This window comes from Paenibacillus sp. EZ-K15, assembly GCF_002573715.1.
Taxonomy (GTDB): Bacteria; Bacillota; Bacilli; order Paenibacillales; family Paenibacillaceae; genus Paenibacillus_AQ.
This window is the reverse complement of the sequence record NZ_PDHM01000024.1, coordinates 51,676-76,635: the sequence shown is the minus strand read 5'-3', so window position 1 is coordinate 76,635 and position 24,960 is coordinate 51,676. Positions and strand designations below refer to the sequence as shown.

The window sequence follows — 24,960 nt, the reverse complement described above, 5'->3', positions numbered from 1 at the left end:
ACAGCAAGATGCCGATTAGAGAAATCGAGCCCCAGGATATTCCCGTTATTACAATATTCGAGACAGAAATCTCCATGATTTCATTCGGAGAAGATGCGATTACCGATCCTCTATTTCATACGAAAAAGCTAGAAAAGGCTCTTCGATATGAAAGGGAAGGAATGCTTGTTCTCGATGTGGATGGGGAAGTCTCAGGCTGGATGTGGATAACCCCGCGTAAAAACTCGGTTACCAAAGAGACGTATGCGAATTTCAAAAGTTTCTATATTGCTGAATCCTGCCGGGGAACCGCCTATGTCGATGAGCTCTTCGAGGCGGGAATGAACTACTGCAGAAGCGAGGAAGTTACGCAGATCGTAGGTAAGGTGCATGTGAGCAACTTGCCGATGCGGCTTCTCTATAAGAAATACGGCTTCAAGCCGACACATTTGACGATGGAGCTATTTCCTAATGGACCCCAAGATTAAATGTCTAGTATGGGACTTAGACGATACGTTGTGGCAGGGGACGCTTAAAGAAGACGAAGCAGGCATTAAACTGCTGCCGGGGATAATAAATGTCCTCGATACATTGGACCGACGCGGAATTGTTCAGAGCATAGCCAGCCGCAACAATTGGGACCAGGTGAAAAGCAAGCTGGAGGAGCTGGGCGTCGGTCAATATTTTCTGTATCCACAGTGTCATTTTGACTCAAAAGCGCTCAGTATGGAACGGATAGCGAAGGAACTGAACATCGGATTGGATACGCTGGCTTTGATCGACAATGATCCGTTCGAACGGTTTGAAATAAACTATTATGCTCCTCAGATACGTACATATGACGCCCGTCAATTTCGGGATTTGCCTGAGTACCCCGAATTTCAGATCGGTCATGCGACCGAGGAATCGGAGAACCGGCGTCAATATATGCAGGCGCGATCTAGGAGAGAAGAAGCCCAAAAAGAGCACAAGGGAAGCCGGGAGCAATTTTTAAAGGAATGCGGTATGAAGCTGCAGATCCGATTAGCGCAGGAGAGGGATTACCCCCGGGTTGTTGAATTGTCCCATCGTACGAATCAGATGAACAGTTTGCTGGAGAGAATTGACATGACGTTCGTCGATTCCTATTGCAAGCAGGACGGCCGCTATTTGTATGTGGCCAAGCTTGAGGATCGGTTCGGCGCGCACGGGCTTATCGGGACCTGTTTTGTGAATATCGTCGACGCAGAGATCAATCTTGATCTCTTTTGCATCTCCTGTCGGATCGAAGGCCGTGGCATCGCTTCGGCATTTTTATATACGGTTCTTGAACGGCTGGGACAACAGGTGCCGATGGCGAAAGCTGTACGGTGCCGATTGGTGCGCAAACAGCGAAATTTACCGGCCAGACTGTTATTGGAAATGCTGGGCTTCAAGAAATCCGCTGCGGATGACTTGGCATCCACTTACATACTGCAACTGCCGCTTCCGCACAAAGTATTTAATTGGCTCGAGATTGGAGAATGAACGATGAACCGCGATGCGATCGAACAAGAGATTACGGACATAATTAAGAAAATGCTTCAGTTGTCATTTGTTGATAATGATACCGTCTTAATTGGCACGGCCGGAGTATTGGATTCTATGACATTTATTAGACTGCTTGCGGAGTTAGAGAAGCGGTTTGACTTTACGGTGGACGAGGATGATTTGACTCTGGATTCAATCAGCAGTGTTAAGAACCTGACGGAATGGGTGATTAAGAGCAAACGGGAGAACTCCTGAATTACAGCAGGCATCAGAAGATAGGATCCTCACAATACCATGACGAAGCGGGAATTATTCCTGCTTCGTCATGGTATTTTTCATTTTATTGAATAAACAGGTGGATAATCATGCAAAGATCAATTGATATCCCTGCCAATATTCAGTAGATTTTATTTATTATAACAAGTTTTGCCTTCTTACCATAATATTTACATGCTATAATTCTATTATATCTCATACAACTTATGGAAGACTTTCGAAAACTTGTATGCGGTATAAGAGGAAGGAACCCAGGTGTTTGTTCTCATCTTATTCATGGCAGGCATAACAGAACCGATTCACGTTGTACAAAGAAAAACTTTGAACTACGGGAGGAATGTAAGAATGTCCAAAGAAGATGTGAAGGCGAATGTGACCGATCCGCAGGCGCCAAATCCTGTAACTATTATCGGGTATACGAATGAATTCAGCGTCCAGCCCGGTCAAGATCTGCACTTTATGATTGATACCGGAAGCTCGGTATATACGGCTAATGTTGTGCGTTTAATCGGAGGAATGCCTGATCCGGACAACTCGACTTTTTTGCCGACAGAACCGGTGACGGCAGATTGTGCAGGTGAATATCCTGGGCGACGGCAGATAACGGCTCCAGGTTCCTATGCCGAGTTGCCCCTGCCGGGAAATTGGATGCAGAGCGGCGAATTCTCGGCACAGCTGTGGATTTACCCGACGGTTCCCATCTATGACTATATCCAGACCGTCTGGTCCGCACGCTCAGCAGATGGCACATCCGGCGCTGCCCTGGCATTGGAAACTGACGGACGTCTGGCGTTATCCCTAACCGGGGGCTGCGGGCAATCCGTTACAGTCCGCACCGATATCCCGCTTAAGGAAAATATATGGTATTCCGTAGTCCTTCAGTATGCTGCAAGCACACAGGCAGCCAAGCTTTTTGTCACCAGCCGGGACGGGTGGAAGGCGGATGATGGCCTACAAGTTCATACCGCTGCTGCAAATCTGGATTACAGCAATGTCGCCTTAGCGCGTGTGCTGCTCGCTGCGGATTCCGACCCTGCCGCTCCGGGACGCACCATTCATCATTACAATGGCAAAATCGGCAATCCCCGGTTCTGGGGAGAGCTTCTACCCGAGGAGTTGTTATCGGACGTGCTGCTTGGCACAGACGGAATTGGCGTTGTTCCCCTTGCGGATTACGATTTCAGCGTCGATATTGCTTCAACACGCCTTGAGGACCTGTCGGCAGGCGGCTACCACGGCACCCTGCATCAGGGGGGAACAAGGGCGGTAACCAGTCACAGCTGGACTGGGGAACACCTGGACTACCGGCACGCACCTAAACAATATGCGGCTGTTCACTTTCATGATAATGATCTTGTCGATGCCGAGTGGGAGATTGATATTTCCTGGAAAATCCCGGACGATCTGCCGAGCGGAATATATGCGCTCAAACTTGAAGCTGAAGGCAGCGTAGACTTTATTCCTTTCTTTGTTCGCCCTCTTCAAGGAACCGTAAGTGCACCCGTTCTGTTTCTTGCGCCGACTAATACTTATTTGGCTTACGGGAACGAACGGCTGTTTAAATTTGCCAAAGACTATCTGGGTGAGGACTACGTTCTTCCTTCCCAGGACGTTTATTTGGATGAACATCCCGAGGTGGGCAACTCCATCTACGACCTGCATAACGATGGCAGCGGCGTGCAATTCTCATCCCGTCTGCGACCGCTTCTGAATATCCGGCCTCACTACCGTAATTGGCGGGCTGTCCGCCACTTTTCCGCCGATCTGTACATTACAGGGTGGCTGGAAAAACGGGGTCAGAGCTATGACGTTGCTACGGACGAGGATTTGCATCATGAGGGAGTTCATCTATTGAGCCCTTACAAGGTGCTGATCACCGGCAGCCATCCCGAATACTGGACGAGACCGATGATGAAGGCGCTGGAGCAATATTTAGCGAACGGCGGGCGGGTCATGTATTTAGGCGGAAACGGGTTTTATTGGGTGACGAGTCTTGAGCCGGACCGGCCGTCACTATTGGAAGTAAGGCGCGGTAACGCCGGTTCACGTGCTTCGGATTCTCCTCCGGGTGAACTGTTCCACAGCACGACGGGGGAGTCCGGTGGTCTATGGCGTCACCATGGTTATGTGCCCCAGCGTCTAGTCGGTGTAGGAACTAGCGCTTTGGGTGGCGGGTCTGCTGCCGGCTACCGGCGGTTAGACGACAGCTTCAAACCGGAAGCCGGGTTTATTTTTGAGGGTATCGACGAGAACGAGATCATTGGTGATTTCGGACATGCTGCCGGAGGAGCAGCTGGCGATGAGATCGACCGTTACGATCTGAGTTTCGGAACACCTCCGCACACGCTGCGTCTTGCGACGTCGACCGGTCATGACGATAACTACCAATTCGTGCATGAAGATCAACTTCATACTGCACCAGGTCAGGGAGGCACCACAAATCCGCTCGTGCGGGCGGACATGACTTATTTTGATATTCATGGCGGCGGCGCTGTGTTCTCTGTCGGTTCGGTTAACTGGGCCGGCAGCCTAGGTTGGAACGATTATAACAACAATGTAGTCCGTATCAGTGACAACGTGCTGAGCAAGCTGCTGCTGTAGCAAACAGGACATGCATCAATTCATCCGAGACAACAGTGGGCGAATCGGGGCACGCATGTGCCCCGTTCATATTTGGTTCCAGCTTCAGAATACCCGTTAAGGAAGGTGAGGAACTGTGAAAATTAAGCTTTCAGCTGCTGCCATATTGACTCTTGTGCTGGTATGCTGCATTTTGGGTTTACAGGCTGACCAATCGGCGGAGGCAGCCGCCTCCAATTCTCGTACGAAGGCCAAAAACGTAATCTTTATGATTCCGGATGGATTTTCACCTGCCTATGCAGCCAACTACCGCTTGTACAAGGGTGAGCCCTCTGTGATGGACTCCATGATTGTGGGCATGGTAAGGACATATTCGGCTGATTCCGCGCTCACCGATTCAGCCGCTGCGGCGACTGCAATGGCCACGGGATACAAGACGAATAACGGAATGATCGGGAGGACTCCCGATGGGATTGAGCGTAAGACGATTCTTGAGGCGGCCCGCGAACAGGGTAAGGCAACCGGTCTCGTAGCTACTTCGAGCATTACCGATGCGACCCCAGCTGCGTTCTCATCGCATGTATTCTCAAGGAAAGATGAAAGCCATATTGCGTCGCAGCAACTGCAAATTGCGGATGTTTTGCTAGGGGGAGGTAAGGCCTTCTTTCTTCCTGAGACGATGGGAGGGAAGCAAAGCAGCCGCAATCTGTTGGAAGAAGCGAAACAGAGAGGTTATCATGTAGTTGAGAACCGGACTCAACTGGAATTAGCAAGAGGAAACCGAATTCTCGGTTTGTTCGCGGACGGAGACATGGCGCCTGAGCTGGACCGGGAGCATACGAACGAACCAAGCCTGAAAGAAATGACGGGAAAAGCGATCGATATTCTCCGTAGAGACAAGGACGGTTTTTTCCTGCTGGTGGAAGGAAGCCAGATTGATTCGGCCGGTCACTACAATGATGCCGCATGGGCCATGAAGGACACGGAATCGTTCGAAGAAGCAGTGGAGCTGGCAAGAAAGTTTGCAGAAGAGGACGGGAACACGCTAGTCGTTATAGCCGGTGATCACGACACCGGAGGAATGGCGGTCGGAGGATATGATCAAACGGACGCCAAACTGGAGGTGCTGCGGCAGGTACAAGCATCCGGACTCTATATGACTAAACAGCTGAAGACGGATAGAAGCAATGTCAAAGAGGTGCTCAAAGCTTATGCTGGCATCGATGTGACGCCTGAGGAAGAAATCGCAATTATCAATGCTTCTGACGCTATGCAAGCTATAAATCAAGTCATCAGCAAACGTTCCCTCGTGGGATGGAATACCTATCTGCATACGGGTGTGGATGTTCCGCTGTATGCTTTTGGACCGGGATCTGAGTTATTCCGCGGACTACACAATAATACGGACTTACCGCATTTGGTCGCTCGGATAATGAACATCGATTTCGGTGAGGACAAGTATAAAAAGTGAAGCGAGCTGAATGTGAATTTCATATTCTCATAAGGCAATGATATGACAGCGGCTGCTCTTCGGTTATTTTGGCTAAACCATGGAGCAGTCTTTTTTATGGAGATGTGTGTCCGTTCGGCGGCTATAACGAGGTTGTTATGTAATCGATCCAGGGGTGACCCGATGGAAACTGCGAATGGAGCGCATAGGTAAGCCATGTTTTAGCTTGCGGGTGAAGGAAGGGGAGCACCTTGATTAAATCCTGCTCGTCTTTTTCCCGAATGTTCTTACTGCCACCCTTATATAGAAGCTGTATCTCCGGTTTTAGATAGGGAATTCCTTGGTCTGTTTTTAAGGATATATCTTGGAGAGGTCTTCGGATCGACGGTTCTCTTCGATAAACCCAGCGGTCCTGTTCGGTTTCTACCAACATGATCTGGAATGAAAATGGGGCTTCATCATTCCGGCTTACCCATACATCGCCAACCGAATGCAAATATTCGCCTTCCTCCCAGATGGATAAGGTTCCTTGATCCGCTTTGTACAGCGTCCATTCTTTGGCTAATGCAGCGTAAATGGCTGCCTGCTCTTCGCGAAGGATCAGGATATCGATATCGCCGTGTTCCCGGGTCTGCTCTCCCAAATATAAATCCAAAGCCCAGCCTCCGGCGATATACCAACGAGCAGGGATATCAGCAAAAATTCTGACGGTATCCGATACGCTGATCAGTTCCCAATGATCATAATCAGTTCTCATGTTCAACTCTCCCTTACGTTTTCATGCGTCTTCGATTCATTCCTCCATTGTACAGGTTTTATCCTGTCCGTGAAATGAGGAAAAATAGATAGGGTCAGGCTTTCCCACCTTCGCGCAGGCATTCTGCATAAAGAGAGTAGGGTGCATGGTTCGTTCTCTCCCGATATTTTTCAGCCGCTGTTTATCCCATGCGCTGTATATTTCCAATTGTTTCATAATAATCTGTAAGGAGGCGTTTATCCAATTCAAGGTGAAAGGGAGTAGAAGGATAACCATGACGGAAAGGCAATGGGGAGCTGGCAGTGAATTGGGAGAGCGTCGATTTGAAGATGAAGAGTTCATCGGAGCAGAGGAGATTATGGCAAACGAGATTTCTCCCGAGACGGATCTGCTGAAGCATTTTGCAATGGCAGGAGGAGTCACCCATGAGGAGGTATTGCTGTTACTGGCATCGCCTGACGATATTGAAGAAGCCCTCAGGGTTTCCGGGATCCGGCATAACGGCACGGACAGACCTTCCTTGACCCGACTGCTGGGGTGGAGTGACAGGAACCGAAGACTGAAAGTCATGAGCCGATCCGCAGACCCTGAATCCATTGCACGAGATATCAGGCAAGGTGCTCAGGGAATTGGGCTGATACGCGGGGAGGATGCTGTGCAGCATGGCCTGCTGCAGGAGGTTTACACGGCGTGGTTGAATTCGCGGAGCGCAGAGAAGAGCGCCCTGTTAAGGCGGAGACTCATTATGCTATGGAAGACCTATTGGGTGTCGGTGTTTCAGGCGGCGGGTGGAGCCCGATGTGCGGTCAGCTTGCTGCATGATGCCCGGCTTTCCAACACGATGGAGTTACGTGAAGCGCAGGATGCTCAGCTGGAGTCCCTGTTCCGAGCTATGGAGCAGTGCAGCGAGGAAGGCGTAGATTGCCAATTAGAGCTCCTGGCTGTACGTCCGGCGCACGCGGATGACTTTATATCGATTCATAATTTTATCGAAGAAGTGGCAGAGCAGACCCTTATGGATCAAAGGCGTTTTGTGCGTATTCGCTATGGGGCGCTGTTCGGAGAAGGGATGAAACCAGCAGCGGCAGCGGAGATTGCCCGTTTGGCCGATGTGATTGTATTCGATTCGGAGGGTACGGAGAATTCCGGATCGTCGGATGAGGCAGGACACAGGGTTGCGGCTTTCTCAGAGATGATCCATCGAATTAGGCGAACGAAGCCACAATTAACGCTCCGGATCAATGGGGTAGCTACCACGGATTTACGGATGGTTTACCGGCAGGGCATACACGAAGTGTGCTGTCAGCCCTCAGAGATTGCAGCCATTCGAATAACCGGCGCGAGGCTGGAGATGCGCCGCAGATGTTCGACGGTTGTCGATTGATGGAATGTGAGCGCTTTACGAAATAAGTGATTGTATAGAGAGAAGTCCTTGCGAGAGATCGCAAGGGCTTTTTTACGTGTTGAAGGTTCATCTTCATCCTCAGGAACGCCAATAGGCACTCTTCAGCAATTAAAAAATGTGAAAAATATGGTTTACAAATGAGGGTGAAGTGAGTATGATACATATAAAGTTGTACGAAGGAAAATAAATTGTATAAGTTCAAAAATGATTCTCATTCTCATTTAGCATGCTGCTCCGGCCAAGCCGGGGCAGCATGTGTCATTTTAAGGGTAGTAATAATGGATCTCATTCTCAACTAGGAAGGTGATTGGTTATGCAATGGATACAAAGTCAAACGACGACTGGACGCATATCGACAATAGAAAATGGAGCCGATCCACGTGAGCCGCGGCAGCCTGGGAAGTGGGATATACGCAGCCTGCTGAGCAATGCGGAGGTGGTGGCTGCACTGGGCAGCGGCCTGCTGATGCTGGTGGCTTGGCTGACCAGCCAATGGTCTGAGCCGCTCTCTGTTGTGTTGTACGTGATATCCTACGCCGTCGGCGGATGGGTAAAAGCCAAAGAAGGTGTGGAGACCCTTCTGAAGGAGCGCGATCTGGATGTGAATCTGCTAATGATTGCTGCTGCTATGGGAGCTGCAGCGATCGGGTACTGGAATGAAGGCGCAATGCTGATCTTCATTTTTGCCCTCAGTGGGGCGCTTGAGAGTTATACCATGGAGAGAAGCCGCAAGGATATCTCGTCCTTGATGGAGCTGCAGCCGGAGACGGCCCTGCGTATCGAGAAGGGGGAGATGGTATCGGTATCCATCAGCAAGCTGGAGATCGGCGATCTGATTCTGGTAAAGCCGGGCGAGCTTATTCCTGCAGACGGCAACATTTATCGCGGCAGCTCCTCCGTCAACCAGGCTTCGATTACCGGTGAATCCGTACCGGTCGATAAGTCCATAGGCGATGAAGTATTTACCGGAACCTTGAATGGGGAAGGCGTATTGTACATTGAGGTTACCCAGTCGGCGGAATCAACGTTGTTCGCCAAGATTATCAAGCTGGTGGAAGAAGCGGAGAACGAAGTACCGGAATCGCAGCGGTTCATCAAGCGGTTCGAATCGATTTATGCCCGTGTTGTTGTCATTGCGACCGTGGCCCTGATTGTTCTGGCTACTCCCGTCTTGGGATGGGACTGGGATACAACCTTCTACAAAGCGATGGTGTTTCTCGTCGTGGCATCCCCTTGCGCGCTGGTATCTTCGATCATGCCTGCGATGCTGTCGGCGATTTCGAATCGCGCCAGAAAAGGCGTACTGTTCAAAGGCGGCGCCCATATCGAGAATATGGCACGTACGGCGGTTGTCGCTTTTGATAAGACCGGTACCTTGACGCTTGGTACGCCAGTGGTTACGGATTTTATCGCAGGTGAGGGCTGGGATCGGCATGAATTGCTTGGCATCAGTGCTTCTATCGAAAGAATGTCGAAGCATCCTCTGGCCTTGGCGATTGTCCAATCGGCTGAGAAAGAGGGAGCTCAACTGCAGCAGGTGGAGAACGGCCAGTCCATAACAGGCTGGGGGATGCAGGCGGATGTAGAGGGTATTACCTGGAAAATAGGAAAAAGCGATATTCTGGATCAACCGACTGTAGATCAGTATTCGGGTGAAGCTTCCGCACAAAAGGAAATGAACGCGCGCCAGCATTGGCTGTCTATCCGGAACACGCTGGAATCCGAAGGCAAGACGGTATCCGTTATCCTGAAGGGAGACCGTATCGCGGGTATGATCGCTTTGCAGGATGCGGTCCGGCCACAAGCGGCGATGGCTGTTAAGCGGCTTCAGCAGTTGGGCATCAAGGTAGCGATGCTGACAGGGGACCGCAAGGCGACGGCGGACGTGATTGCGAAGCAAAGCGGCGTAGACATGGTGTTCTCCGATTTGCTGCCGGAAGATAAAGTTACACATATTAAGGAGCTTCGGGCCCGTTACGGCCATGTGGTCATGGTTGGAGATGGTGTGAACGATGCGCCGGCACTGGCTACCGCGACCGTTGGCATCGGCATGGGCGTTTCGGGAAGCGGAACGGCGCTGGAGGTAGCGGACGCGGTGCTTATGAATGACAACATCGACGAAATCGCCGGTACCGTCAAAGTGGCACGCCGGGTTCAACGCATCGTGAAGCAAAATATGATCTTTGCCATTACCGTGATTTTGACGCTGATAGCAGCCAATTTCATTCAAGGCGTTGCACTGCCGCTGGGCGTCATCGGTCACGAAGGAAGCACCATTCTGGTTATATTGAACGGGCTTCGTCTGCTGCGCTCTAGCCGTTAATCGATCGGTCATCGCTAATCTGTGCTTGTGTTAATGATAAAGTCCCCTTCTTTTCCTCTTCGGGAAGAAGGGGATTTTTTGGTTGGCTCTCAATGGCCGTGGTCGCTCTCGATTTCTCTCAAGCTTCTACGCTGCTAAGTTCGGCATTAGGGCTCGTGCCAACGTTATCCTTTTTTCATCAAACATTCATCTTCCTTTCGTTAAAAGAGTGGGGGAGGCACTTGGTAGCCGTACATTCATCTAACCCCCTCTATGCGCGCGATTATTTTCGGAGTAAACGTTTCCAGAACATCAAGATCGTCTTCTTCATTGGAGAAAGGGGTCCATTTCCCAAAAATATTGGATTTCATTGCGATTTATGAAGAATGGATTAACAATATTTTCAGAGAGGGTGTGATGTGACATATTGACAGACGGCTCTGATATAACCATAATTAATATTAATTTATAATGATTATAATTAAGCGTTCCATATATAGGAGGGAAACGATATGTACAAATCCGTTATTATAGGCACAGGCCCTGCCGGCCTTACGGCTGCAATCTATCTGGCTCGTGCCAACCTGAGCCCGCTCGTCATTGAAGGTCCGCAACCTGGCGGACAGCTGACAACCACAACCGAAGTTGAGAATTTCCCGGGTTTTCCCGAAGGTATCATGGGTCCTGAGCTGATGGACAATATGCGTCAGCAGGCTGAACGTTTTGGCGCAGAATTTCGTACAGGCTGGGTGAACAGCGTGGAATTCGGAGAGCGTCCGTTCAAGCTGGACGTAGACGGTATCGGCGAGGTAGTTGCCGAAACGTTGATCATCTCTACAGGCGCAACGGCCAAATACCTTGGCATTCCGGGAGAACAGGATAATGTAGGACGCGGAGTAAGTACCTGCGCAACATGTGATGGATTCTTCTTCCGCGGCAAAGAGATCGTTGTTGTCGGCGGCGGCGATTCCGCGCTGGAGGAAGCGAACTTCTTGACTCGCTTTGCATCCAAAGTAACGCTGGTTCACCGTCGGGAGGAGCTTCGTGCATCGAAAATCATGCAGGATCGCGCCCGCGCTAACGAGAAAATCGAATGGGCACTGAACCGCACACCGCAGGAAGTCATTGCGGACGAGACAGGCGTCAAAGGCATCAAAGTGCTCAACAATGAGACTGGCGAAGAAGAGACGATCACAGTCAGCGGCGTATTTGTGGCGATCGGTCATCATCCGAACACCAGTTTCCTCGGCGGAAACATTACGACGGATCCGAACGGTTATATCGTAACGACCCCGGGAACATCCGAGACGAATATCCAAGGCGTATTTGCTTGCGGCGATGTGCAGGATACTCGTTACAGACAAGCGATCACGGCGGCAGGAAGCGGCTGTATGGCAGCTATGGATGCGGAGAAATATATCGAGAGCTTGGAACACAACGCTGTCGTGTTGTAAACTGATAGATAGAGATCGAAATGGCTTTAAGCAGAGCCAAATCATGAGTAGAGGAGACTGACCAACCATGGAAAATGTGATTGTATACACTTCGAACAACTGCCCGCACTGCAAACAAGTAAAAGGCTTCTTGTCCGATCAAGGCATCGAATTTGAAGAGCGCAACATCGAGCAAAACGACGAATTCGCACAGCAAGTATGGGATATGGGCGTTCGCGCAGTACCGCTCACGATCATCGGCGAGCACCGCATTCTTGGCATGAACAAGCTCCAGTTCAACAAAGCGTTGAACCCGGAGGGTTAATCTAATCAGGCGTCATCGCAAGCCGATCGCTTGCTTCATGATATGAATAAAAAGCTCCTTCCCTGAATCAGGGAAGGAGCTTTTTTAGCTTCCGAGTCTATGCTGCCAACGTTCGCTCAGATCGTGTTCACTTGCTAAAAAACAGACTCATGATGATCTGGAATACGACGTATGCAGCCACGCCGGAGCCGAGGAGAATGAAACCGACTTTTTTCTTGCCTTGAAAAAAACGCATGATGGCGAGACTGAACAAAGGTGCGATAACTAGGAGAAACAGCAATATGGTCACAAACATTTGTGCCGATATTTCCGCAGTGCTTACATAGGTCATTTGAGCGTTTCCTCTCCCTTTTGTATAACGATCACACGTTTCTCCTCAAGGAGAATCGTGATTTAATTACAGGACGAGATTAATTATAGCGGAAAATCGCGGGATTTTCCTTAATATGCAGGGTGTTAATTACGACAAAATATCGTCAATTTTAATGAATTGGCATGGAGACCCGCACCGGCCCCAGAAACTGCGAGATGGCGGAGTAGGCCGCACCGATCATGGTCGAGCGGCTGCCCAGCTCGGCGAACCGGATCTCCATTAGCTCACGGTGGTAGGGAAGCGTGCGCTGGGCAACGACCTGTCGCAGCGTATCCTCAATCCAAGCTCGCGCGTCGGACAGCGGACCGCCAATAATGACCGATTGCGGATTGAATCCGTTGACAAGATTGGTAATGCCAACGCCGAGATAACGTCCGAGCTCTTCAAAATGCCGGATGGTCTCTTCATGGCCTCGCTCTGCATGGTGAATCAGCTCGGATGTCCGCCTGGACGGGAGAGCGGCACCTTTGCTGTCGTAGGATTTCTCCGAGGCATACAGCTCCCAGCAGCCGCGGTTGCCGCAGGTGCATTCCAGTCCATCGGCTTCGATGGACATATGGCCGCTTTCGCCGGCATATCCGCGGGCGCCCTTATAAAGCTCGCCATTGATGATAATGCCGGAGCCGATACCGCTGCCGGCACTGATATAGAGGAGATGGCGGGCGTCCCGGCCAGCTCCGAAGCGCAGCTCGCCTTGGGCGCCCGCGTTCGCTTCATTGTCGATGGTAACGGGAAGTCCCAGCTCCTGCTCGAGCTGCTTCTGCAGCGGCACCATGTCCCATCCCAGGTTGGGGGCGAAGAGGACGGTGCCGTCACCGTCCACCATCCCAGGGACGCCTACGCCGATCCCGATGATGCCGTATGGGGAGGGAGGAGCCTGCCGCATCAGGCCATGAATCAGGCTAACCATCAGCCGCGTCACCGATTCCACGTCATGTCCTTCAAGGGCGGTATCCTCTTCGGAAAGAATCCGGCCTTCCAGATCTGTAAGCACGGCGGTCATTTGCTTGACGCGCAGCTCGACGCCGACGGCATAACCAGCTTGTCCGTTAAACAGCAGCAGCTGCGGCTTCCTGCCGCCGCTGGATTCGCCGGGGCCGATCTCCTGGACCAGGTGGTTGCTGCACAGCTCCTGTACGAGATTGGAGACGGTAGCCTTGTTCAGTCCGGTCAGCTTGGATACTTTTGCTCGGGAAACAGGGGCGTGCTGCCGTATCGTATCGAGAATAATTGAGGTGTTTATTTTTTTGACCAGAGCCTGGTCACCGGTAATATTCGCCATGTGTACTCATCCTTTTAGTCTTGCTTTCTGATCATTATAAGTTTTGGAGACTTGATATGCTCATAGTCTAGGGGCTAAGCCCGGAAATTGCAACAGCCCGTAACGCTGCCCGGGTACGCACAATCCTTAGTCCGGTGGTTTCCATCGTCGAACATTTGAATATGGATTTAGAGGAATCATAGGCAGTGAGCCAAACGGAGATATGTTGAACTTTAGCGGGAAATAACCCTAATAGGAGGGGGCATCGGTTTTGAAAAAGTTGTAAAGGAATAACTTTGTTTAACCAATAGACAAAGTGGAAATCCTGTGATAGGATAACCTTGTAAGCGTTAACCACACCTTAACAAGGTATAGGAGGATTTATTCATGGCCTATTTTAACAACATTAGCAAAGTCGAGTACGAAGGCAGCCAATCAACCAACCCTTATGCTTTTAAATTTTATAATCCAACAGAAGTTGTAGCCGGCAAAACGATGGAAGAGCATCTCCGTTTCGCCATGGCTTACTGGCATACATTGACTGCAGGGGGTTCGGATCCGTTCGGCGCCGACACTGCGGTTCGCCCTTGGGGCAATTACTCCGGCATGGATCTCGCCAAAGCACGCGTTGAGGCAGGCTTTGAGTTCATGGAGAAAATGAACCTTCCGTATTTCTGCTTCCACGATGTGGACATTGCACCGGAAGGCAGCAGCCTGCGTGAGTTCTACAGCAACATTGATACAATCGTGGATTCGATTGAAGACCACATGAAGTCCACCGGCAAAAAATTGCTCTGGAACACGGCGAACATGTTCACCAATCCTCGTTTCATGCATGGTGCGGGCACTACGTGCAACGCGGATGTATACGCTCATGCGGCTGCGCAAGTGAAAAAAGGACTTGAGGTGGGCAAACGCCTTGGCGCCGAGAACTATGTGTTCTGGGGAGGCCGCGAAGGTTATGAGACCCTGCTCAACACGGATATGGGCCTTGAACTGGATAACCTGGCTCGCCTGTTCCATATGGCGGTTGATTATGCGAAGGAAAACGGCTTTGATGCCCAATTCCTGATCGAGCCTAAACCGAAGGAGCCAACGAAGCACCAATATGACTTTGATGCGGCTACAACGATTGCATTCCTGCAGAAATATGGCCTCGACAAGCACTTTAAACTGAATCTCGAAGCCAACCACGCCACGCTCGCCGGTCATACCTTCGAACATGAGCTTTGCGTAGCACGCATCAACGGCATGCTCGGTTCCCTCGACGCGAACCAAGGTGATATGCTCATCGGATGGGATACGGACGAATTCCCGGTTAACATCTATGACGCGACATTGACGCTGTACGAAGTGCTGATGAACGGCGGTCTCGGCCGCGGCGGCGTGAACTTCGATGCGAAGGTTCGTCGTCCATCCTTCGAGCCGGAAGATCTGTTCCATGCGCACATCGCCGGTATGGATACTTACGCAAAAGGCTTGAAGGTGGCAGCGAAGCTGATCGAAGACCGCGTATTCGAGGACTTCATCGCGAAGCGCTACAGCAGCTTTAGTGAAGGCATCGGCGCAGACGTCGTATCCGGCAAGGCTACACTGGCTTCCCTTGCAGAATACGCGCTGAACAACGAGTCTCCGCGCAAGAACGAATCCGGACGTCAAGAAATGCTGAAAGCGATTCTGAACCAGTACATTCTTGCCAATTAATCGATACACGTTTTAGTGCTTGTACCATGAAATCCAAACCTTCACCGGCTCCCTTCAGGGAAGCCGGTGTACTTATTTCAAACAGGAAACTATAGCGAGCTAGGGTCGACAGCCATCCAAGCATGCTCCGGATCACGCATCGTGAGCCCGGGGGGAAATACCAACGATGTTTTCATGTTCGGTTCATGAGGAGACGAAGGAGGATTTAGATGAGTTACGTTATCGGAGTTGATTTGGGAACCAGTGCTGTGAAGACCGTGCTGGTGGACCGCAGCGGCAAGGTTGTCGCCGAGCATTCGGAATCGTATCCGCTGAGCCAGCCGAAGCCGGGATACAGCGAGCAGCGACCGGAGGATTGGGTGGACAAAACGGTATTGTCGTTACGGCAATTAATGAACGGAAACAACATTGACCCATCCGAGGTTGAGGGGTTAAGCTTTTCCGGCCAGATGCACGGTCTGGTCTTGGTAGACGGTGAGGGTGCAGTGCTGCGACCGGCCATTCTGTGGAATGACACGCGCACAACGGCGCAATGCCGTCGCATCGAGGAGACCCTGCAGGAGAAGCTACTCGGGATTGCACGCAATCGCGCGCTGGAAGGTTTCACCCTGCCCAAGATTCTATGGGTGCAGGAGTTTGAACCGGAGCTGCTCGAACAGGCTGCCCTGTTCCTGCTGCCTAAAGATTATGTGCGTTTCCGCCTGACTGGGCAATACGCGATGGACTATTCCGATGCAGCCGGAACGCTGCTGCTGGATGTGGCGGGCAAGACTTGGAGCACCGATATTCTGGATGCCTTCCAGCTGCCGCACACCTTATGCCCACCGTTGGTCGAATCCTTCGACGAGTGCGGCACTCTGCTTCCAGAGATCGCTAAGCAGTCGGCTCTATTGCCAGAGACGAAGGTATTTGCCGGCGGGGCGGACAATGCCTGCGGCGCCATCGGCGCCGGCATTCTCGAAGAAGGGCAGACGATGTGCAGTATTGGTACATCAGGCGTGGTCTTGTCCTATGAGGAGCGTCGCGAGGTGGATTTTGCAGGGAAGGTCCATTTCTTTAATCATAGCGAGAAAGACGCTTACTATATCATGGGCGTGACCCTGGCAGCGGGATACAGCCTGACCTGGTTCAAGGATACCTTTGCGCCGGATGTCTCCTTTGACGCGCTGTTGAGCGATATCGGAAGCATCCCGGCTGGTAGCGGAGGGCTGCTGTTCACGCCGTATATCGTCGGTGAACGCACGCCGCATCCGGATGCCACCATCCGAGGCAGCTTCATTGGCATGGACGCCGGACATAAGCTGCCTCACTTTGCACGTTCGGTACTCGAGGGGATTACGTTCTCTCTCCGCGAATCCATCGATATCCTCCGCGCATCCGGCAAGCGGATCGACCGCGTTATTTCCATCGGGGGCGGCGCCAAGAACGAAACGTGGCTGCAAATGCAGGCGGACGTGTTTAATGCTGAAATCGTGAAGCTGGAAAGCGAACAGGGCCCGGCTATGGGTGCGGCGATGCTGGCAGCTTACGGCTGCGGCTGGTTCCCGAGCCTTCAGGACTGCGCAAAGGCGTTTTTGCGGCCGGCACGCTCGTATTCTCCGAATCCGCAGGCGGTTCAGGCCTATGATAAATTGTTTGGACTCTATCAAAGCGTATATGGAGCAACGCGTGAACTCGGCGCAGAGCTGTCTGAATTCCGCGGATAACCTTATAGATGTTAAAGAGCAGGTCGGGAAGACAGTTTTCCGGGCCTGCTCTTTTTGCGTGAACGCTTCGGACCGCATATACTTGAAGCAGGCTGAAGTTACGGCCCTTGCGATTTAGGAACGTGCCGGAAGTTTAAATAGAAATGGGGGAACACATTGAAACTGACAGCTGAACTCAAACGCGAGAAAATTGTTGCCATCGTGCGGGGCATTACGAGAGAACAGGCGAACTTCGTAGGAGAAGGATTGACCCAAGGTGGAGTCCGGTTCATGGAAGTGACCATGAATACGGAAGGTGCTTTACATATGATCCAGGATTGGCGTACTCGCTATGATGGCGCTGTATATATAGGCGCGGGAACCGTGCTTGATGTGGAGATGGCGAAGGAAGCGGTCTCAGCCGGAGCTCAATTTCTGATTTCCCCGAACACGGATCTTTCCGTCATCGAATTTGCTTTGGAGCAGGGAATTGATGTATGGCCAGGGGCAATGACGCCAACGGAGATCGTCGCGGCGTACGCAGCCGGGGCCGAGATCGTGAAGCTGTTTCCTATGGCCAGTCTGGGCTTGTCATTTATCCGGGAGCTTCAGGGTCCGCTGAATCACATTCCGCTGCTTGCAACGGGTGGAGTTACGTTGGATAATCTTACGGATTATTTTCATGCAGGCGCGGCAGCGGTTGGTTTAGGCAGCGCGCTGCTTCCGCAGGATGCCCTCGTGTCCGGCAATATGGAGGAGATCAAGCGTCGCACTGCGGCTTTTGTTGAAGCGGCGCGGCTTGGTTAAGATGTGTTCGAAAGGGAATTCCCCATTCGCAAGAAGCGGGATCGAAATAGTTACACTTTGTTCATCCTTAACTATGCAGGTTATGTTTCGGAAGCTTACTACATAAGGAATATATAGACAAGTTATGGTATTATTTAGGTAGCTTGGTTATGTCATTGCTGCCGTGTACAGGCACTTGTTAAGGATATCATCATGTGTAAGTAAGACATGGTTAGGTTCAAGTAATGGAAGGGAGCGAATCAAGTGAATCCATCGGGTAAGAAGAAGGTAAGGGTAAAAAAGACCGTGTGCGCGGTTACGGCTACAGCCATGCTATGTTTGGCGCAGCCGGTATGGGGAGACAATTCCGTTCCGGGCAGCGGAATCGTTGTATCCGATACGGTAACTACCGTGACTAGCAGCGATAACACCGGTTCGGAAAGCGTAACGGATAACGAAATACCGAAGGGCGCAAAAATTTCATCCAAGCAGGCGGAAGACATCATTAAGAAGGCTTTCCCGGAGCTCAAGTACGTGAAAGTGTCGAACGTGCAGTTCCTGGAGAATGATGGCATGAGATCGAGCGCGCTTGCTTGGGATCTGCAAATGGTACTGACCAAAGGGAACTCAAGCTCCGGCTTCAATGCCCAGGTCAATGCGGTCACGGGGGAACTTCTTAACATTTATATCCCTCATTCTTTGATGAACCCTGGTAGCGACAAACCGGTATTAACCCGGGAAGCAGCCAAGGAGAAGGCGCTGAAATGGATCGGCAGCCATGTATCGGATGTGAAGACGAGTGAGCTTAAGGAGAATGAGGCTTATCTTGGGATGCAGACGGCATTGTTCAGCCCGCCGCGGTTTGAGTTTTATTTTCAGACCTCGGTGAACGGGATTGAATCGGATGTGAATAGCATCTCGATCACGCTTGACGGACAGGGCAATACCGTTAACTATTCCCGCAATCAAATCAATGAGGAGTTTCCTTCATCCACACCGAAATGGAATGAGGCCTCCATCCGTAAAGTGTTTGAAGATCAGTTCCAGGTATCCTTGGCCTATGTACCTGATAATTTATATAACAACGCCAAAGGCAATTATTTCTTAGGTTACATACCTAATGATCAATCAGGCAATTCACTGGATGCCAATACAGGCAAGTTCATTAGTTTCTCAGGGGAAGAGAGCGGGCTTACCTCGGTTGAGAACGGCGCGATTCCGGCATCCAAAGAAACCTTTAAGCCAATCACCGCTCCATTCGCTGGCGGAGAGGCAGCAGCCATATGGGTGGAATCGCAGATCAAGCTCCCGTCGGGTTTAAAGACCGAATCCAAGAGACTGGGTACAAGATGGAACAACAGCGAGGTTAAGACGTGGAACATAAGTTGGGGCGAAAATAAGCTCTCCGCCATGGGCGGAGGGGAGACGGTATCCGCAGAGGTGGACGCCAGGACCGGGCAGATTTACTCGTACAACCGATATCGTTTTGACCGGGCCGAGGCTGCGGAAGTGAAGAACCCGATTTCGCAGCAGGCTGCGCAGGATCTCGCATTCGAGACGGTAAGCAAGCTGGTACCGCATGCTGCCGAGGAATGGAAGCTGACATCGGTTGATAAAATGGGCAAAGACACTAAAACCCTCAGCTACCAATTTTCATTCCAACGCTATGTCGGTGATATTCGCGTCATGGGTGATTCCCTGAGCCTCACGATGGAGGCCAATGGGCAAATCCAGGGCTTTAGCGTGAATTCGGACGCCGTTCTGTCCAAACTGCCAACGGATGCAAAACCGGCCATCAGTGCGGAGCAGGCAAGAGCTAAATATCTGGAAGAAATTGATCTGAAGTTGAAATACGGTTACTACGGTGGCTACTCAATGGCCGGTAATGAGGTTATGAAGCCTTTCATTAAGCTGATTTATTATCCGACACATAAAAAGGCGGCCTTCGGCGGCATTACGGTACCGCTTGATGCCAAGAGCGGGGAATGGCGCGATATCATGCCCGAAATGAGCCGCAAGGATATTCCGGCGGTTACCGATACGACGGGGCATTATGCGGAAGCGGCTCTTAAGGAGCTGGTGAAATATCGGGTGCTGGTTCCGGACAAGGACGGAAAGGTGTACCCGGATCGCCAGATTTCCCTTGGCGAATGGTATCAGCTGGTGGCGGCTTCGGTAAGCCCGTCCTATGAGCAGCTGTATGGAAGATCTACCATGGATCCATATGCAGGCTTGCAGCCGGACCATCCGTATTACCAGGCCATTCAGGTGCTAATCGGTCAGAACTGGATCCCTTATGATCCGGACAGCCCGCTGCAGCTGGACGGCAAGCTGACAAGGGATGAATTGGCAAGCTCGCTGACCCGCATCCTGAATTATGAGAAGCTGTCCAAAGCCTTTATCCTTCCAACTGACGTGCAAGGGATATCGGATGCCGACGCCATCACTAACAAAGGAGCAGCCCTGATTGCTCTCAAGCTGGGTCTTCTGCCGGCAGTTGATGGCAAGTTCTTGCCGGGGCGTGAGGTGACGCGAGCGGAGGCTGCAGAGGTACTGGTCCGCATGTCGAAGCTGGCGGGACGTAGCGATTCCTTCCTGTCCTCATTTTATTGGTAGTATTTGATATTCGTGCCCGGTCGACAAAACTAGAACCCTTAAGCCCTGATGTTATGTGTTACAATAATGGTGCATACGGATGAGGAAGATGAAGGGCGGGTGTACCGATGAAACGAAGCCGAGGAACAATCGTTAAATTACTGTTCATAGGGTCTTTGGCGGTAACCGTTGCAGCAGTACCTGAACCAGCTAATCTCAGTGATGTCTATGCCACTTCCAACAAAGCGGTCGTAAAGTCGGTCAATGGGATTCAGCAAAAACTGCTGACAGCGATGAGCGACAGGCAGTCGACGGTGCGTTTTGTTTACCAGGGCGAGACCCAATCGCTGAAATCGCAGCTTAAAGATGCACTTGATCAGGCGATGGCCAGTGATCCCTATATTCACTACACCATCGCTAGTTATAGCTACGACTATCGTGGGACATCCAGTTCCGCCAATGTCACGGTTCGGTTGAGTTATCGCGAAACTGCGGAGCAGACGAACTATGTGAACCAGAATGCCGACAGCATTTTGAAGCAGATCGTCAAGCCGGGCATGAATGATCATGAGAAGGTGAAAGCCATCCATGATTGGGTTGTCCGGAACTTGAAATACGATACCACGCTTACGAAATATACGGCCTATGACGGGCTCTACACCGGAAGCACAGTATGCCAGGGCTATTCCCTGTTAACGCATAAACTGCTCAAGGAAGCCGGAATCCAGAACAAAATTGTGGAGGGGACGGCTTATGCCTCCGATAATCCGAAGGGCCAGCTCCATGCCTGGAATCTGGTCCTTCTGGACGGCAAATGGTACCATCTGGACACGACGTGGAACGATCCTGTGCCGGATCGGGACAACGAGGTATCCTATACGTACTACCTCCGGACGGATGAACAGATGGGCCGTGATCATACCTGGGTCAAATCCTATCCGAAGGCGAGCACCCTTTACCGCAACACGCTGTCAGGGCTTGCCGTAAAGGATCGTTCGAGAGCCGGAGTATACGAACAATTGAAACGGGATCTGGAATATCAGCTCTATGATGCCCGTTCCATCGTCAGCTCCTACACGCAGCTCCAACCATTGGTTAAAGCTGCAAAGGCTGAAGGCAGCCAGAAGCTGGTGTTCCGGTTCGACGGCAGCGAGCGAGAGCTTGTGAATGTGCTCCAGCAATTGCAGATGAAGAGCAATCTCGGCTCCATCCAATACTATCATCATGCGTTTGAGAACACCGATGATCTGAGAGTGCAGATTATTTGGTAATATGTCCGCATCAAAAAAAGCAGCTTCCGTTCCCAAGTATGGGAGGGAGGCTGCTTTTGGTATGTCTGGTCTATATTATTTGACGTTCGTGCTTAAATCGCACTCGTCCAATGGCACGACGTGGCTCTTCTTAATCAAGCGGTAGCCGAACCAGATGGAGAGGAACAACGGAATGCTGACATAAGTGGCAATGATCGTTAACCAATCGATCTCCCCGCTGAAATTGCCTTGACCGATAATGGCTACAAGACAGAGCAGGAAGGCGAAGATGGGACCGAAGGGGAACCAGCGTGCACGGAACGGCAGCTCCTTCAGGTCTTTACCTTGGGCGACATAAGCTTTGCGGAAGCGGTAATGACTCACGGCAATGGCCAGCCAGTTAATGAATCCGCACATCCCGGAGGCATTCAGGAGCCACACGTATACCACGCCATCGCCGAAGAAGGAGGCCAGGAAGGCCAGCATACCTACGGCAGAGGTTACGATTAGAGCCGCAACCGGTACGCCGCGACTGTTCAGGCGGCTCAGCCATCTCGGAGCCATTCCTTGTTTCGCCATGGCATACAGGACACGGGTTGAAGCATACATCCCCGAGTTGCCTGCCGACAGCACGGAGCTTAGAATAACGGCATTCATGACAGATGCGGCAAAGGCAAGCCCGGCCTTCTCAAACACCAGCGTGAAAGGGCTGACTCCGATATTATCGACCCCGGATTGAAGCAAGCTCGGGTGGGTGTAAGGGATCAGCATGCCGATGACAAAAATAGCGAAAATATAGAAGATCAGGATGCGCCAGAACACTTGACGGATGGCTTTAGGGACATGTTTTCTCGGATTTTCGCTCTCGCCGGCTGCGACCCCGATCAGCTCGGTTCCCTGGAAGGAGAAGCCGGCAGCCATGAACACGCCGACCAGCGCGAAGAACCCGCCGTGTACCGGCCCATCGCCTAGGTTAAAGGTGCTGAATCCAACGGCTTCACCGCCAAGAATACCGAATATCATCATGACACCGATGATGAGGAAGATAATGACGGTTGCAACCTTAATGATAGCAAACCAATATTCCGATTCGCCGTATCCTTTGGCGGATAGAAAGTTTAAGCCGAACATAATCGCCAGGAACAGAAGACTCCACAGAAATGACGGGCTGTCCGGGAACCAAAATTTAATAATAACCGTGGCCGCCGCGAGCTCGGCGGCGATGGTAACAGCCCAGTTGTACCAGAAGTTCCAGCCGACGGCAAATCCGAAGGCAGGGCTGACAAACCGGGAGGCGTAGGTGCTGAACGAGCCGGAATCCGGAAGATACGTAGCGAGCTCGCCCAGGCTGGTCATCAGAAAGTAAACCATGAGGCCAACCGCGGCATAAGCGATAAGCGCTCCGCCTGGGCCGGCAGAGGCGATGGCCGTTCCGCTCGCCAGAAACAGGCCGGTACCGATCGATCCGCCAAGGGCGATCATGGTCATATGACGGGCTTTAAAGCTCTGCTTCAGCGAAGCAGCTGGTGCTTTTTTGCGATTCAAGATCGAACACTCCTTCTATACATTAAGAAATGATATTTAAAATATACCCTGTTAGAACAAAAAGACCGCAGGTATTATACCTGCGGTCTTTATCGTATCCGCATCATACCCTCCATGAAGATAGCTCAACACGGGGAAATCCCCGTGACAGTTCCGTCTCTTTCGACAACGGCCCCAGCACAGAATACAAGAGTATACCCTGCACTTCGGCATTCATGCCTTTCACTGTGCTTCACCGGCTTCTCTTCGCCTCGGCACAACTACTGATCATGTCTGCAACCTCTACCTCATCTTGGAATGATGAGGCTATCTATATATTCAATTCTAACAAGAGAGTCCTAGTATAAATCACATCCCATGTCAGAGGCAATGGTTAAATTTTACGGTATGAAGGTGGTCCTGCTGATACGATTACGATTGATTCCGTTTGGCCATTTGCTGCCAGACGGTTCCGGCAGCTTCTTCGCCGGATTCGATGCGTTCCAGTGCCATTCGTGCCTGCAGACTAACCTCGAATTCCGGATCGTCGGCGGCTTCCTCCAGGGCGGAGCGGGCTTCCTCGGTACCTACTTCATACAGGAAACGGGCCGCACGCCAGCGTACGATTTTGCTGCTGTCTTTCAAAGATTCGATCATGACCGGGGTAGCGGCAGCATCGCCGATATCGGACAGCGTATCGCCTGCGGTACGGCGAACGGCCGGTGTTTCGTCGCGCATGGCTTCATATAGGAGCTCCATCGCTTCAGGGGTGCGAAGATCGCCCAAGTAGACGACGACCAGCCGGCGGATCTGCATCTTCGGATCCCGAAGCGCTTGGCGGAGAAGCGGAATATGCTTCTCGGATGGCTCTAGTGCATCCAACGCGGCATAACGGACGCGCCAGTCCTCATTCTGCAGCGCGGCTTCGGTTTCCTCGTCACTCAGCTTCCGGCGCTGCTCGACGAAATCCTCGTCGCTGGCACCGTGGGCAATCGCCTGGGCAACGACCTTATCGAGGCGCTCCTGCGGGAAGGCAGCTTCAAGCTCCTGCTCTACGTCACGGGCGATGCCTTCCAGCTGGCCGTAGCGCACGCCGTACTCCTTGAGCTTGCGCTCCTTGATGAGCGTCGTGGTTCCCACCGCGGCTACCGCTTTGGCGAAGCGCTCCGACAGACCGATGCGTTCTTCCTGATTCCCGCTTTTGACACGAATTTGCATCGGAATATTCCGGAAATACTGCACGAATACTTGAGCCTCTCCAAAAGCGATATCATCCGCACCTTCTTGGAGTCCGGCCGCAAGGCCCTCCTGACCGAATATTTCCTGAACGGCGCCCAGAATGGAAGGCCAATCGGCGTTGCCTTTACGGTCGAGCGCAATGAAATCAAGGGTATGAAAGACGCTCTTTACGCCCGGGATATGAAGCAATTGCCTGATCCAGGGGGGAGCCGACCGTTCGTTGTCCAGTGTATATGTTCTGCGAATCCCGGACTCTAGCGTTTCGTTAAGGTGAAGCATCATGGAGTTCGGGCTCGGTGTTGGTTCAATAAATGTAATTTTCATGGTATGATCTCGCCTCCTTATCCTCTTATTGTACCTCTTTTCCATGCAGGAAAAAACATCATGGCAAGGATTCAAACAAAATAAGCAGACTTTGGATAAAAAGAGGAAAGGTTTGTAAAACTGATAATGATTGGATGTATGCCATTTGTGTTTCAAGAGAATGACGTGTGGAAGGGCCGCGCCCTTGCAGAAGGGCTGAAATA

General features: G+C 51.5%; 19 protein-coding genes and 1 riboswitch. Of the genes, 14 read left to right on the top strand and 5 right to left on the bottom strand.

Features of this window, described 5'->3' with window-relative positions:
* Positions 1–8: 8 nt before the first annotated feature.
* The 5 genes from CRG97_RS28605 to CRG97_RS28585 all read left to right on the top strand — a co-directional run bounded on the left by CRG97_RS28605 (position 9) and on the right by CRG97_RS28585 (position 5,815).
* Positions 9–467 carry a GNAT family N-acetyltransferase gene (locus tag CRG97_RS28605; RefSeq protein ID WP_098748974.1) on the top strand — a complete coding sequence of 153 codons (459 nt, stop codon included), beginning with the start codon at positions 9–11 and terminating at the stop codon, positions 465–467.
* Positions 451–1,485: an HAD-IIIC family phosphatase gene (locus tag CRG97_RS28600; protein ID WP_098748973.1), complete on the top strand. Its 1,035-nt coding sequence runs from the start codon at positions 451–453 to the stop codon at positions 1,483–1,485. Before CRG97_RS28605 ends, CRG97_RS28600 begins: the two co-directional genes overlap by 17 nt.
* Positions 1,486–1,488: 3 nt before the next feature.
* The gene (locus CRG97_RS28595; protein ID WP_076325395.1) at positions 1,489–1,743 is read left to right on the top strand and encodes an acyl carrier protein; all 255 of its coding nucleotides are present in this window, start codon (positions 1,489–1,491) and stop codon (positions 1,741–1,743) included.
* 366 nt (positions 1,744–2,109) lie between these two features.
* Positions 2,110–4,365, top strand: coding sequence for a N,N-dimethylformamidase beta subunit family domain-containing protein (locus CRG97_RS28590; RefSeq protein WP_098748972.1), 2,256 nt, complete (start codon positions 2,110–2,112; stop codon positions 4,363–4,365).
* Positions 4,366–4,480: 115 nt separating this feature from the next.
* Positions 4,481–5,815 carry an alkaline phosphatase gene (locus CRG97_RS28585; RefSeq protein WP_098748971.1) on the top strand — a complete coding sequence of 445 codons (1,335 nt, stop codon included), beginning with the start codon at positions 4,481–4,483 and terminating at the stop codon, positions 5,813–5,815.
* A 121-nt stretch (positions 5,816–5,936) separates the two neighbouring features.
* On the opposite strand, the gene CRG97_RS28580 is transcribed toward CRG97_RS28585, so the two are convergent.
* A complete protein-coding gene (locus CRG97_RS28580) occupies positions 5,937–6,551 on the bottom strand; it encodes a nucleotidyltransferase domain-containing protein (protein WP_098748970.1) in 615 nt (204 codons plus the stop codon).
* Positions 6,552–6,825: 274 nt separating this feature from the next.
* On the opposite strand from CRG97_RS28580, the gene CRG97_RS28575 reads away from it, so the two are divergent.
* From CRG97_RS28575 to CRG97_RS28560, 4 genes are all read left to right on the top strand, one after another.
* Positions 6,826–7,935: a PEP-utilizing enzyme, TIM barrel domain protein gene (locus CRG97_RS28575; protein ID WP_098748969.1), complete on the top strand. Its 1,110-nt coding sequence runs from the start codon at positions 6,826–6,828 to the stop codon at positions 7,933–7,935.
* A gap of 334 nt (positions 7,936–8,269) precedes the next feature.
* Positions 8,270–10,279: a heavy metal translocating P-type ATPase gene (locus CRG97_RS28570; protein WP_098748968.1), complete on the top strand. Its 2,010-nt coding sequence runs from the start codon at positions 8,270–8,272 to the stop codon at positions 10,277–10,279.
* A 491-nt stretch (positions 10,280–10,770) separates the two neighbouring features.
* Positions 10,771–11,712, top strand: a complete 942-nt coding sequence (gene trxB / locus CRG97_RS28565) for a thioredoxin-disulfide reductase (protein ID WP_098748967.1) — start codon at positions 10,771–10,773, stop codon at positions 11,710–11,712.
* 67 nt (positions 11,713–11,779) lie between these two features.
* Positions 11,780–12,016, top strand: coding sequence for a glutaredoxin family protein (locus CRG97_RS28560; protein WP_076325401.1), 237 nt, complete (start codon positions 11,780–11,782; stop codon positions 12,014–12,016).
* A 127-nt stretch (positions 12,017–12,143) separates the two neighbouring features.
* On the opposite strand, the gene CRG97_RS28555 is transcribed toward CRG97_RS28560, so the two are convergent.
* Positions 12,144–12,347 carry a hypothetical protein gene (locus CRG97_RS28555; protein ID WP_076325402.1) on the bottom strand — a complete coding sequence of 68 codons (204 nt, stop codon included), beginning with the start codon at positions 12,345–12,347 and terminating at the stop codon, positions 12,144–12,146.
* A 151-nt stretch (positions 12,348–12,498) separates the two neighbouring features.
* A complete protein-coding gene (locus CRG97_RS28550) occupies positions 12,499–13,671 on the bottom strand; it encodes an ROK family protein (RefSeq protein WP_098748966.1) in 1,173 nt (390 codons plus the stop codon).
* Positions 13,672–14,037: 366 nt separating this feature from the next.
* Here CRG97_RS28550 and xylA point away from each other — a divergent pair, with 366 nt between their 5' ends.
* From xylA to CRG97_RS28525, 5 genes are all read left to right on the top strand, one after another.
* Positions 14,038–15,354: a xylose isomerase gene (gene xylA / locus CRG97_RS28545; RefSeq protein ID WP_098748965.1), complete on the top strand. Its 1,317-nt coding sequence runs from the start codon at positions 14,038–14,040 to the stop codon at positions 15,352–15,354.
* 209 nt (positions 15,355–15,563) lie between these two features.
* Entirely contained in the window at positions 15,564–17,060 is a 1,497-nt protein-coding gene (gene xylB / locus CRG97_RS28540; protein ID WP_098748964.1) for a xylulokinase, read from the top strand.
* 156 nt (positions 17,061–17,216) lie between these two features.
* Positions 17,217–17,846 (top strand): bifunctional 4-hydroxy-2-oxoglutarate aldolase/2-dehydro-3-deoxy-phosphogluconate aldolase, encoded by a 630-nt coding sequence (locus CRG97_RS28535; RefSeq protein ID WP_098748963.1) that lies wholly within the window; start codon positions 17,217–17,219, stop codon positions 17,844–17,846.
* Positions 17,847–18,089: 243 nt separating this feature from the next.
* On the top strand, positions 18,090–20,441 hold the full coding sequence (locus CRG97_RS28530; protein ID WP_098748962.1) for a YcdB/YcdC domain-containing protein: 2,352 nt from the start codon (positions 18,090–18,092) through the stop codon (positions 20,439–20,441).
* Between the two features lie 107 nt (positions 20,442–20,548).
* Positions 20,549–21,691 carry a transglutaminase domain-containing protein gene (locus CRG97_RS28525; protein WP_098748961.1) on the top strand — a complete coding sequence of 381 codons (1,143 nt, stop codon included), beginning with the start codon at positions 20,549–20,551 and terminating at the stop codon, positions 21,689–21,691.
* A 75-nt stretch (positions 21,692–21,766) separates the two neighbouring features.
* Here the strand turns inward: CRG97_RS28525 and CRG97_RS28520 are convergent, their stop codons facing one another.
* Positions 21,767–23,158 carry an amino acid permease gene (locus tag CRG97_RS28520; RefSeq protein ID WP_237566615.1) on the bottom strand — a complete coding sequence of 464 codons (1,392 nt, stop codon included), beginning with the start codon at positions 23,156–23,158 and terminating at the stop codon, positions 21,767–21,769.
* A 170-nt stretch (positions 23,159–23,328) separates the two neighbouring features.
* Positions 23,329–23,508, bottom strand: a riboswitch (Lysine riboswitch).
* 118 nt (positions 23,509–23,626) lie between these two features.
* Entirely contained in the window at positions 23,627–24,757 is a 1,131-nt protein-coding gene (locus CRG97_RS28515; protein WP_098748959.1) for a virulence factor, read from the bottom strand.
* Between the last annotated feature and the right edge of the window lie 203 nt (positions 24,758–24,960).

Coding starts and splice junctions, on each gene's coding strand:
- CRG97_RS28520 (WP_237566615.1), bottom strand. CDS start 23,158: ATGACCATGATCGCCCTTGGCGGATCGATCGGTACCGGCCTGTTTCTG.
- CRG97_RS28525 (WP_098748961.1), top strand. CDS start 20,549: ATGAAACGAAGCCGAGGAACAATCGTTAAATTACTGTTCATAGGGTCT.
- trxB (WP_098748967.1), top strand. CDS start 10,771: ATGTACAAATCCGTTATTATAGGCACAGGCCCTGCCGGCCTTACGGCT.
- CRG97_RS28550 (WP_098748966.1), bottom strand. CDS start 13,671: ATGGCGAATATTACCGGTGACCAGGCTCTGGTCAAAAAAATAAACACC.
- CRG97_RS28555 (WP_076325402.1), bottom strand. CDS start 12,347: ATGACCTATGTAAGCACTGCGGAAATATCGGCACAAATGTTTGTGACC.
- CRG97_RS28595 (WP_076325395.1), top strand. CDS start 1,489: ATGAACCGCGATGCGATCGAACAAGAGATTACGGACATAATTAAGAAA.
- CRG97_RS28605 (WP_098748974.1), top strand. CDS start 9: ATGCCGATTAGAGAAATCGAGCCCCAGGATATTCCCGTTATTACAATA.
- CRG97_RS28580 (WP_098748970.1), bottom strand. CDS start 6,551: ATGAGAACTGATTATGATCATTGGGAACTGATCAGCGTATCGGATACC.
- CRG97_RS28575 (WP_098748969.1), top strand. CDS start 6,826: ATGACGGAAAGGCAATGGGGAGCTGGCAGTGAATTGGGAGAGCGTCGA.
- CRG97_RS28515 (WP_098748959.1), bottom strand. CDS start 24,757: ATGAAAATTACATTTATTGAACCAACACCGAGCCCGAACTCCATGATG.
- xylB (WP_098748964.1), top strand. CDS start 15,564: ATGAGTTACGTTATCGGAGTTGATTTGGGAACCAGTGCTGTGAAGACC.
- CRG97_RS28560 (WP_076325401.1), top strand. CDS start 11,780: ATGGAAAATGTGATTGTATACACTTCGAACAACTGCCCGCACTGCAAA.
- xylA (WP_098748965.1), top strand. CDS start 14,038: ATGGCCTATTTTAACAACATTAGCAAAGTCGAGTACGAAGGCAGCCAA.
- CRG97_RS28590 (WP_098748972.1), top strand. CDS start 2,110: ATGTCCAAAGAAGATGTGAAGGCGAATGTGACCGATCCGCAGGCGCCA.
- CRG97_RS28570 (WP_098748968.1), top strand. CDS start 8,270: ATGCAATGGATACAAAGTCAAACGACGACTGGACGCATATCGACAATA.
- CRG97_RS28600 (WP_098748973.1), top strand. CDS start 451: ATGGACCCCAAGATTAAATGTCTAGTATGGGACTTAGACGATACGTTG.